General features: G+C 70.7%; 8 protein-coding genes. 6 read left to right on the forward strand and 2 right to left on the reverse strand.

Annotated elements, in window-relative coordinates:
• From eno to AOK15_RS28985, 6 genes are all read left to right on the forward strand, one after another.
• Positions 1 to 679: phosphopyruvate hydratase (eno, locus tag AOK15_RS28960; RefSeq protein ID WP_276206235.1), on the forward strand; the 679-nt coding region annotated here is incomplete at its 5' end.
• 157 nt (positions 680 to 836) lie between these two features.
• Positions 837 to 1,313 (forward strand): FtsB family cell division protein, encoded by a 477-nt coding sequence (locus AOK15_RS28965; protein ID WP_055521298.1) that lies wholly within the window; start codon positions 837 to 839, stop codon positions 1,311 to 1,313.
• A 33-nt stretch (positions 1,314 to 1,346) separates the two neighbouring features.
• Entirely contained in the window at positions 1,347 to 1,877 is a 531-nt protein-coding gene (locus AOK15_RS28970; protein ID WP_055521299.1) for a DUF501 domain-containing protein, read from the forward strand.
• Complete coding sequence (locus tag AOK15_RS28975) at positions 1,874 to 2,815, forward strand: Ppx/GppA phosphatase family protein (protein WP_055521300.1); 942 nt, start codon at positions 1,874 to 1,876, stop codon at positions 2,813 to 2,815. The genes AOK15_RS28970 and AOK15_RS28975 overlap by 4 nt, the downstream gene beginning before the upstream one ends.
• 494 nt (positions 2,816 to 3,309) lie before the next feature.
• Entirely contained in the window at positions 3,310 to 4,701 is a 1,392-nt protein-coding gene (locus AOK15_RS28980) for an NAD(P)/FAD-dependent oxidoreductase (RefSeq protein WP_055521301.1), read from the forward strand.
• Between the two features lie 391 nt (positions 4,702 to 5,092).
• A complete protein-coding gene (locus AOK15_RS28985; RefSeq protein ID WP_055521302.1) occupies positions 5,093 to 6,397 on the forward strand; it encodes an SAM-dependent methyltransferase in 1,305 nt (434 codons plus the stop codon).
• Positions 6,398 to 6,464: 67 nt separating this feature from the next.
• On the opposite strand, the gene AOK15_RS28990 is transcribed toward AOK15_RS28985, so the two are convergent.
• Complete coding sequence (locus AOK15_RS28990; protein WP_055521303.1) at positions 6,465 to 9,002, reverse strand: ABC transporter permease; 2,538 nt, start codon at positions 9,000 to 9,002, stop codon at positions 6,465 to 6,467.
• A gap of 116 nt (positions 9,003 to 9,118) precedes the next feature.
• Positions 9,119 to 9,889, reverse strand: a complete 771-nt coding sequence (locus tag AOK15_RS28995) for an ABC transporter ATP-binding protein (RefSeq protein ID WP_055521304.1) — start codon at positions 9,887 to 9,889, stop codon at positions 9,119 to 9,121.
• Positions 9,890 to 10,101: the final 212 nt, after the last annotated feature.

Here is a 10,101-nt window from a genome sequence, read left to right on the forward strand (position 1 = left end):
GGATGAGGTCGAGGGCGGCGCGGTTGGACTCCAGGTTCGGGGCGAAGCCGCCCTCGACCTCATCCTGGAGGCCATCAAGGAGGCCGGCTACACCCCCGGCGAGCAGATCGCCCTCGCCCTCGACGTCGCCGCCTCCGAGTTCTACAAGGACGGCGTCTACACCTTCGAGGGCAAGGAGCGCTCCGCCGCCGAGATGACGGAGTACTACGCCGACCTCGTCGCGTCGTACCCGCTCGTCTCCATCGAGGACCCGCTGTTCGAGGACGACTGGGCCGGCTGGAACACCATCACCGAGAAGCTGGGCGACAAGGTCCAGATCGTCGGCGACGACCTCTTCGTCACCAACCCCGAGCGCCTCGCCCGCGGCATCGAGGAGGGCTCGGCCAACGCCCTGCTCGTCAAGGTCAACCAGATCGGCTCGCTGACCGAGACCCTGGACGCCGTCGAGATGGCCCAGCGCAACGGCTTCAAGTGCATGATGTCCCACCGCTCCGGCGAGACCGAGGACGTCACCATCGCCGACCTCGCCGTCGCCGTGAACTGCGGCCAGATCAAGACCGGCGCCCCGGCCCGCTCGGACCGCGTCGCCAAGTACAACCAGCTGCTGCGCATCGAGGAGATCCTCGACGACGCCGCGGTCTACGCCGGCCGCAGCGCCTTCCCGCGCTTCAAGGGCTGACCTGCCTTCCCGGCGTCCGCTCCGCGGACCACGGGCACAGCAAGGGCTGAGCCCGTAGGGCGGCAGTAGGAAGCGTCGCACGTACGTCCCCGTACCCGGTCCCGTACCGTGTGCGGGGACGTACGCACGTAGGGCCCGTAGGAAGGGGAAGTGGGACATGCCCGTGAAGGACCGGGACCGTTTCTCCACCGCGACCCGGCTGAAGCTGCTCGGCGAGCAGACGGCCGCCCGGGTCTACCGCTCCCAGACCCGGCGCCAGGCCCGCCGCTCCCGGCTCACCGGCCGGGCCGCGCTGCTCGCCCTCGTCCTCTGCTCGATGATCGTGGCCCTCGCCTACCCCATAAGGCAGTACGTCTCCCAGCGCGCCGAGATCGCCGACATGCGGCGCCAGCGCCAGGAGGCGCGCGAGCGCGTCGAGGAGCTGCGCGATCTCAAGGCGCGCTGGCAGGACGACGCGTACGCCGAGCAGCGCATCCGGGAGCGGCTGCACTACGTCATGCCGGGCGAGACCGGCTACATCATGATCGACCCGGACGCGGCGAAGCAGTCCCGCACGACGCAGGGGGCGGCCCACCTCCCCTGGTACACCAACGTCTGGGGCGGGGTCGACAAGGCCGACGCCGCCGCCCAGTAACCGACCAGAGCTCCAGAGGACTTACGTACAGGTATGGACACGCCCCCGCCCTCCACCCCGCGCACCGAGCCCACCGACGCGGACGTCGAGGCCTTCCAGCAGCAGCTCGGACGCCCGCCGCGCGGACTGCGCGCGATCGCGCACCGCTGCCCGTGCGGGCAGCCGGACGTCGTCGAGACGGCGCCGCGCCTGCCGGACGGGACGCCGTTCCCGACGACGTACTACCTGACGTGTCCGCGGGCCGCCTCCGCGATCGGCACGCTGGAGGCGAACGGCGTGATGAAGGAGATGACGGAGCGGCTGGCCCGGGACGAGGAACTGGCCGCCGCGTACCGCGCCGCGCACGAGGACTACATCCGGCGGCGCGACGAGATCGAGGAGCTGAAGGGCTTCCCGAGCGCGGGCGGCATGCCGGACCGGGTGAAGTGCCTGCACGTCCTCGTGGCGCACTCGCTGGCCGCCGGCCCCGGGGTGAACCCGCTGGGCGACGAGGCGATCGCGATGCTGCCGGAGTGGTGGGCGAAGGGACCGTGCGTGATTCCCGCCGAGGAGGCCGCCCAGTGACCCGTGTCGCCGCCATCGACTGCGGAACCAACTCCATCCGGCTGCTCGTCGCCGACGCCGACCCCGAGTCGGGTGAACTCGTCGACCTGGAGCGCCGGATGACGATCGTCCGGCTCGGCCAGGGCGTCGACCGTACGGGCCGGCTGGCGCCCGAGGCGTTGCAGCGGACGTTCGCCGCGTGCCGGGAGTACGCGGCGGTCATCAAGGAACTGGGCGCCGAGCGGCTGCGGTTCGTCGCGACGTCCGCCTCGCGGGACGCGGAGAACCGGGACGAGTTCGTCCGGGGCGTCATGGACATCCTCGGGGTCGAGCCCGAGGTGATCTCCGGTGACCAGGAGGCCGAGTTCTCCTTCACCGGCGCCACCAAGGAGTTGCTGGGCCGGGACGATCTGGTCAAGCCGTTCCTGGTGGTGGACATCGGCGGCGGCTCCACGGAGTTCGTCGTCGGCGACGACCATGTGCGCGCCGCGCGCTCCGTGGACATCGGCTGCGTGCGGATGACGGAGCGTCACCTCGTCCGGGACGGCGCCGTCGTCGATCCCCCGGGCCCCGAGGAGATCGCGGCCGTCCGCGCCGACATCGAGGCCGCCCTGGACCTCGCGGAGCGCACCGTGCCGCTGCGTGAGGCGCACACCCTCGTGGGGCTCGCCGGGTCGGTCACGACGCTGTCCGCGATCGCCCAGGACCTCCCCGCGTACGACTCGACGGCCATCCACCACTCCCGGATCCCCTACGAGCGTGTCCGGGAGATCACCGAGGGGCTGCTGCGGTCCACGCACGCCGAGCGGGCCGCGATCCCCTCGATGCACCCCGGCCGGGTGGACGTGATCGCCGCCGGCGCGCTCGTGCTGCTCGCCATCATGGAGCGGATCGGGGCCGCGGAGGTCGTGGTGAGCGAACACGACATCCTGGACGGAATCGCCTGGTCCGTCGCGTAGCCGCGCGGCCGGAACCGGGCGTCCTCCCGGCGGGCGCGGGGCGCCTGTGAGGACCTGTTTACTACTCACCGGTAGCCTCGGTTGAGCTGTTCGGATAACGTATGAGCGCCTCCGAGGGGTGCTCGGGCACCCCTCGTTGACGTCCCGCCGGGAAAGTTCGTGAAGTTCTTCACAAGAGAATCGGCCCTGTTGGGCGACCTTTTGAGGCTGCGCAGAGCCTTCGGGGGCTCCAAGGGGTCCAGAGGGTGCCTCCGGACGGCCTCCGGGGGGTACTCGTCCGGGTGAAAACCGGGGCCCGATCGGAGTGTCGGCGAGGGGTCCGCAGAGCCGGAAGGGCAGTTCACGCGGCATTGACAACGGTCGGCCGGGCGGTGGGGTTCCCCCGTCGGACGACCACCTGGATCAAGAGGGCCGCGCAGTGTAGCAGAGGGCCTGGGGAAGCTTGTGAAGGGGCGCACGAGCACCCCCCGGATGGCGGGTACATACTCGATGGCATGAGCACCACGGAGCGTCCCAGGATCCTCGTAGTAGGCGGTGGGTACGTAGGCCTGTACGCAGCTCGGCGCATCCTCAAGAAGATGCGCTACGGAGAGGCGACCGTCACGGTCGTCGACCCCCGGTCGTACATGACCTACCAGCCCTTCCTCCCCGAAGCCGCCGCCGGCAGCATCTCCCCGCGGCATGTCGTCGTCCCGCTGCGACGCGTGCTGCCCAAGGCGGAGGTCCTCACCGGTCGGGTCACCACCATCGACCAGGACCGCAAGGTCGCCACCGTCGCGCCGCTGGTCGGCGAGGCGTACGAGCTGCCCTTCGACTACCTGGTGATCGCGCTCGGCGCCGTCTCCCGCACCTTCCCGATCCCCGGCCTCGCCGAGCAGGGCATCGGCATGAAGGGCATCGAGGAGGCCATCGGCCTGCGCAACCACGTGCTGGAGCAGCTCGACAAGGCCGACTCCACGACCGACGAGGACGTCCGCCGCAAGGCGCTGACCTTCGTCTTCGTGGGCGGTGGCTTCGCCGGCGCGGAGACCATCGGCGAGGTCGAGGACATGGCCCGCGACGCCGCGAAGTACTACAAGAGCGTGTCCCGCGAGGACATGCGGTTCGTGCTCGTCGACGCCGCCGACAAGATCCTCCCCGAGGTCGGCCCGAAGCTCGGCATGTACGGCAAGGAGCACCTGGAGGGCCGTGGGGTCGAGGTCTACCTCAACACCTCCATGGAGTCCTGCGTCGACGGCCACGTCGTGCTGAAGAACGGCCTGGAGGTCGACTCCAACACGATCGTCTGGACCGCAGGCGTCAAGCCGAACCCGGTCCTCTCCCGCTACGGTCTGCCGCTCGGCCCCCGCGGCCACGTGGACACCGCCCCGACCCTCCAGGTCCAGGGCACCGACTACATCTGGGCCGCCGGCGACAACGCGCAGGTCCCGGACGTCGCCGCCCGCAAGGCCGGCGTCGAGAACGCCTGGTGCCCGCCGAACGCGCAGCACGCGCTGCGTCAGGCGAAGGTCCTCGGCGACAACGTGGTCTCCGGTATGCGGGGCTTCCCGCAGAAGGAGTACGCGCACTCCAACAAGGGCGCGGTGGCGGGTCTCGGCCTGCACAAGGGCGTCGCGATGATCGTCATGGGCAAGATGAAGATCAAGCTCAAGGGCCGTCTCGCCTGGTACATGCACCGTGGCTACCACGGTCTGGCCATGCCGACCTGGAACCGCAAGATCCGGGTCTTCGCGGACTGGACGCTCGCGATGTTCCTCAAGCGTGAGGTCGTCTCGCTCGGTGCGATCGAGACGCCTCGTGAGGAGTTCTACGAGGCGGCCAAGCCGGCGCCGGTCGCTGCGGCTCCGGCTGCCGCCAAGACCGAGGAGAAGGCCAAGGCCTCCTGACCTCCGTCGGTCACCTCTTTGTTCGACCCGAAGGACCTTCCGCCATCCGTGGTGCGGGGGGTCCTTCGGCGTTCCGGGGGCGCCTTGTAGCTCGGGGGTGCGCGGTTCGTGGGCGGCTGCGGGTGGTGTGTGGTTTCTCGCGCAGTTCCCCGCGCCCCTGAAGGGATCGGGCCTGCGGCCCGCCCTTCATCCCGAAAAGCACGGGGCGCAGCCCCGGTCGCTTTTCAGGGGCGCGGGGCAGTGACATATGCGGATCCGCCGCGTGGGCGCGAACAGCCCCCACTCACCCGCACCCGAACAACACACCCCCCAACGGGACTACGGCGGAGCCCCGCCCGTGTTTACCGTGGCGTTGGACATTCCGGGATCTGTTGTCACGGAGGTGTGCGCCATGCAGGACGCCGCGTCGCGGCTGAAGGCCCTGTTCGAGCAGGTGATCGGGGCCCCGCTCCCGGTCCGGCTTCGGGCGTGGGACGGTTCGGAGGCCGGCCCCCCTCAGGCCCCCGCGCTGGTGGTACGGAACCGCAGGGCCCTGCGCCGGCTGCTGTGGAAGCCGGGCGAGCTGGGCCTCGCCCGCGCCTGGGTCGCCGGTGACCTCGGCGTCGAGGGGGACCTGTACGCCGTACTGGACCTGATGGCCGGGCATGTGTGGGAGCGGGACGACGACTCCCGGAGCATCGCCGACGCCCTGCGCGACCCGCAGGCCCGCGCGGCCGTCCGGGGACTGCTGAAGCTGGCCGGGCCCGCCGTGCTGGTGCCGCCCGAGCCGCCCCGCGAGGAGGTGCGCAGAACCCGCCATCTGCACACCAGACGCACCGACAAACGGGCCGTCAGCCACCACTACGACGTCGGCAACGACTTCTACGAGATCGTCCTCGGCCCGTCCATGGTGTACTCCTGCGCCACCTGGGAGACCGACGACGGCACCACCACCCTCGAAGACGCCCAGCGCGACAAGCTCGACCTCATCTGCCGCAAGCTCGCCCTCGCGCCGGGGCAGCGCCTCCTCGACGTCGGCTGCGGCTGGGGCTCCATGGCCGTGCACGCCGCCCGCGAGTACGGCGTGCACGTCGTCGGCGTCACCCTCTCCCAGGAACAGGCCGCGTACGCCCGCAAACGCGTCGCGGAGGAAGGGCTGACCGACCGGATCGAGATCCGCGTCCAGGACTACCGGGACATCACCGACGGGCCCTACGACGCGATCTCCTCCATCGGCATGGCCGAACACGTCGGCGCCGACAAGTACCTGGAGTACGCCCGGAACCTGTACGCCCTCCTCCGGCCCGGTGGACGGCTCCTCAACCACCAGATCTCCCGGCGGCCGCAGTCCGACGAGAGCGCGTACTCCATCGACGGGTTCATCGACGCCTACGTCTTCCCCGACGGTGAACTCGCCCCCATCGGCACCACCGTCACCCAGCTCGAACGCGCCGGGTTCGAGGTCCGCGACGTGGAGTCCCTGCGCGAGCACTACAACCTCACGCTGCGCGCCTGGGTCGCGAACCTCGAAGCCCAGTGGTCCCGGGCCGTCGCCCTCGCCGGACCCGGCCGGGCCCGCGTGTGGCGCCTGTACATGGCCGCCTGCGCCCTCGGCTTCGAACGCAACCGCCTCGGCGTCAACCAGGTGCTCGCCGTGCGGACGCCGGAAGGGGGTGCCGCGGGGCTGCCGCTCAGGACCCGCACCTGGGGCGCCTGACCGCCCGCACGCCCGCGGGGCCCGTTCCGGGAAGGAACGGGCCCCGCGGTCTGCCGTGCCGGCGCCCCTACTCCGCCTTGATCGCGGCCAGCATGTTCAGCTTCGCCGCGCGCCGGGCCGGCCACATCGCGGCCAGCACGCCGACCGTGCCGGCCATCAGCAGGAAGACACCCATCCGGGCCCAGGGCAGGACCAGTTCGTACGTCGGCATCCGGGAGGCGACCAGTTCACCGGCCGCCCAGCCGAAGAAGACACCGAGACCGATGCCGAGGACACCGCCGAACAGGGAGATGACGAGGGATTCCAGACGGACCATCCGCTTGATGTTGCGGCGGTCGAGACCGATCGCACGGAGCATGCCGATCTCCTGGGACCGCTCGAAGACGGACATGGCCAGCGTGTTGATGACACCGAGGACGGCGACGATCACGGCCATGGCCAGCAGGCCGTACAGCAGGTTCAGCATCAGCGTGAACATCTGGGCGATGTCGTCGGAGAGGTCGTCACCGTCCTGGATCTTGATCGCCGGGTTGTCGCCGAGGGTCTTCGCCAGCCGGTCCTTGGCGGCGTCCGAGGCACCGGACGCCGTCTTCACCATGACCATCATGTCGGCCGGGCGGGTGTCGGCGGGCAGCCGCCGCTCCAGCGTCCGGTTGTCCAGGAGGATGCCCCGGATCAGCTCGTTGGCCTCGTAGACCCCGGCCACGGTCAGCTTCTGCCGCTCGCCGCCCTCGAAGCCGGCCGTGAACGACGTCCCGGCCTTCCAACCGTTGCGCCGCGCGGTCTCCGTGTCCACCACGACCTCGGAGCCGCCGACCTTGAAGTCCCCGTCGTCGACGGCGAACTTCGTCAGCTCGCCGATGGCGCCGCCGTTGACGCCGGTGACGTACTCCGTCTGTCCGTCGATACGGGACTCGGCGTTGCGCAGCGGCGAGACCGCCGTGACGCCCTCGGTGCCGGCGAGCTTCTTCTCCACGTCGGGGGAGAGGAAGTTGCCGTTGGCCATGGAGACGACGTAGTCCGCCTTGATGGAGTCGGCGGCCATCTTGCCGATCGCCGTCTGGAGGCTGCCCGCCATCACCGTCATGCCGGTGATCAGGGTGAGACCGATCATCAGGGCCGAGGCGGTGGCGGCGGTGCGGCGCGGGTTGCGCACCGAGTTCTGCCGGGCGAGCTTGCCGGAGACCCCGAAGACGCGCAGCACCGGGGCGGCGGCCGCGATCATCGGGCGGGACAGCAGCGGCGTCAGCACGAACACCCCGATGATCAGCAGCACCGCGCCGATCCCCATCGGGACCTGGCCGTCCGAGCCCTCCAGGGTCGTGGCGTACAGGACGGTGGCGACGCCCGCGCCGGAGAACAGCGCGCCGATCGTGTTCCGTACGACGAGGGACCTGGTCGTGGCCTTCGCGTGCACGCTGCTCATCGCCGCCACCGGCGGGATCTTCGCCGCGCGGCGGCCCGGCAGCCAGGCCGCCAGCATGGTGATCAGCACACCGACCAGCAGGGCGGTGGCGACCGTGCCGGGGGTGACCACGAGCGGGCCGTCGGGGATGGTCTCGCCGAGCGTGCTGATCAGGCCCCGCATCCCGGCGCCGATGCCGACGCCGACGGCCAGACCGGCGACCGCGGCGACCACGCCCACCACGAACGCCTCGATCAGCACCGTACGGGTCACCTGCCGGCGGGAGGCGCCCACCGCTCGCAGCAGGGCCAGCTCCTTGGTGCGCTGGGCGACCAGCATCGTGAAGGTGTTGGCGATGATGAACGTGCCCACGAACAGGGCGATGCCGGCGAAGACCAGCAGGCCGTTCTTCAGCCCGCTCATGGACGCGGCGATCTGGGTGGCCTGCTGGGAGGCGAGCTGCTCACCGGTGATCGTGGTGGCGAGGTCCTCGGGGACGACCTTGTCGATGGCCGACCGGAGCCGCTCCTGGCTGGTCCCGGGGGCCGCGGTCACGGTGATCTCGTCGTACGCGCCGGGGCTGTGGAACAGCTTCTGCGCGGTCGCCGTGTCGAACAGGGTGAGGCTGCCGCCGGCGGCGACGTTGCCGTCGTCCGTGCGGAAGACGCCGCTGACGGTGGGGCTGAGGACCGGGCCGTCGACGGACAGCCGGACGGTGTCGCCGACCTGGTACCCGGCGCGCTCGGCGGTCTTCGCGTCGATGGCGATCTCGTCCGGGCCGCTGGGCGCGCGGCCCTCCTCGATCGGGTACCGGGGGTCGTTCTCGCCCCAGTAGTTCCCGCCCTGGGACTGGAAGCCGCCGCCGATCAGCTTGCCGTCCTTGTCGGCGAGCGCGGTGAAGCCGGTGACGACCCCGGTCGCGGACTCGGCGCCGGGCACCTTCCCGACCTTCCTCAGCAGCTCCGCCGTCAGCTTCGGCTGCTCGGCGATCCGGTCGCCCTCGTCCGGGCGGTACGCCTGCTGGACCGCGACGTCCACCTGGTCGAAGCCCTTGGCGGAACTCTTCTGGTAGGCCTCCGAGATGGTGTTCGTGAAGACCAGCGTCCCCGACACGAAGGCGACGCCCAGCATCACGGCGAGCACGGTCATCAGGAGTCTGGCCTTGTGCGCGAGCACGTTGCGCAGGGCGGTACGGAACATGAAAGGGGTCCCTGTTCGGGGTCGGGTGGTGAGGTGGACGAGGTCGGCGGGCGCTGCCGCTCACCGAGGCGGGGCGAACGCCGCCGGGGGCCGGGCGAACGCTGCCGGTCACAGCACTAGCTGGTGCGGCCCTTGGCGTCGAAGCGCTTCATGCGGTCCAGGACGGAGTCCGCCGTCGGCTCGTACAGCTCGTCCACGATCCGGCCGTCGGCGAGGAAGATGACCCGGTCCGCGTACGCCGCCGCCACCGGGTCGTGCGTCACCATCACCACGGTCTGCCCGAGCTCCCGCACGGAGTTGCGCAGGAAGCCCAGGACCTCGGCGCCCGAGCGGGAGTCGAGGTTTCCGGTGGGCTCGTCGCCGAAGATGATGTCCGGCCGGGAGGCGAGGGCCCGCGCCACCGCGACGCGCTGCTGCTGGCCGCCGGAGAGCTGGGAGGGCCGGTGGCTCAGCCGGTCGGCGAGACCGATCATGCCGATCACGGTGTCCAGCCACTGCTTGTCCGGCTTGCGGCCCGCGATGTCCATCGGGAGGGTGATGTTCTCCAGCGCGGTCAGCGTCGGCAGCAGGTTGAACGCCTGGAAGATGAAACCGATCTTGTCCCGGCGGAGCTTGGTGAGCTGCTTGTCCTTCAGGGAGCCCAGCTCGGTGTCACCGATGCGCACGGACCCGGCGGAGAAGCTGTCCAGGCCCGCCACGCAGTGCATCAGCGTGGACTTGCCGGAACCGGAGGGGCCCATGATCGCGGTGAACTGGGCCTGCCGGAAGTCGACGGTCACCCGGTCCAGGGCGACGACCCGGGTCTCGCCCTGTCCGTAGACCTTCGACAGTTCCGTGGCACGGGCGGCCACGGCGGTGGCCCGGTCGGCGAGGGGAGTGGTGGTCACGGGTGGGAACTCCTGTCGGGGCGACGTCGTTCGGACGGTTCGGGGGATGTGCGCGGTGGGGACGGGGCCGTGTCCGGCGACGTTTCCAGCGCTGTCTCCATCGTCGCGACGCCGGGCCGCCGTGTAGTCAGCCGCTGTTCCGGTTCCGGGGGCAGACTTCTGACGGACGCAGGGGCGCGCCGTCATACCTGGGTATGACGGTCGACCCTGAG

Origin of the sequence: Streptomyces ossamyceticus, from assembly GCF_001418475.1 — a bacterium.
Classification (GTDB): Bacteria; Actinomycetota; Actinomycetes; order Streptomycetales; family Streptomycetaceae; genus Streptomyces; species Streptomyces ossamyceticus.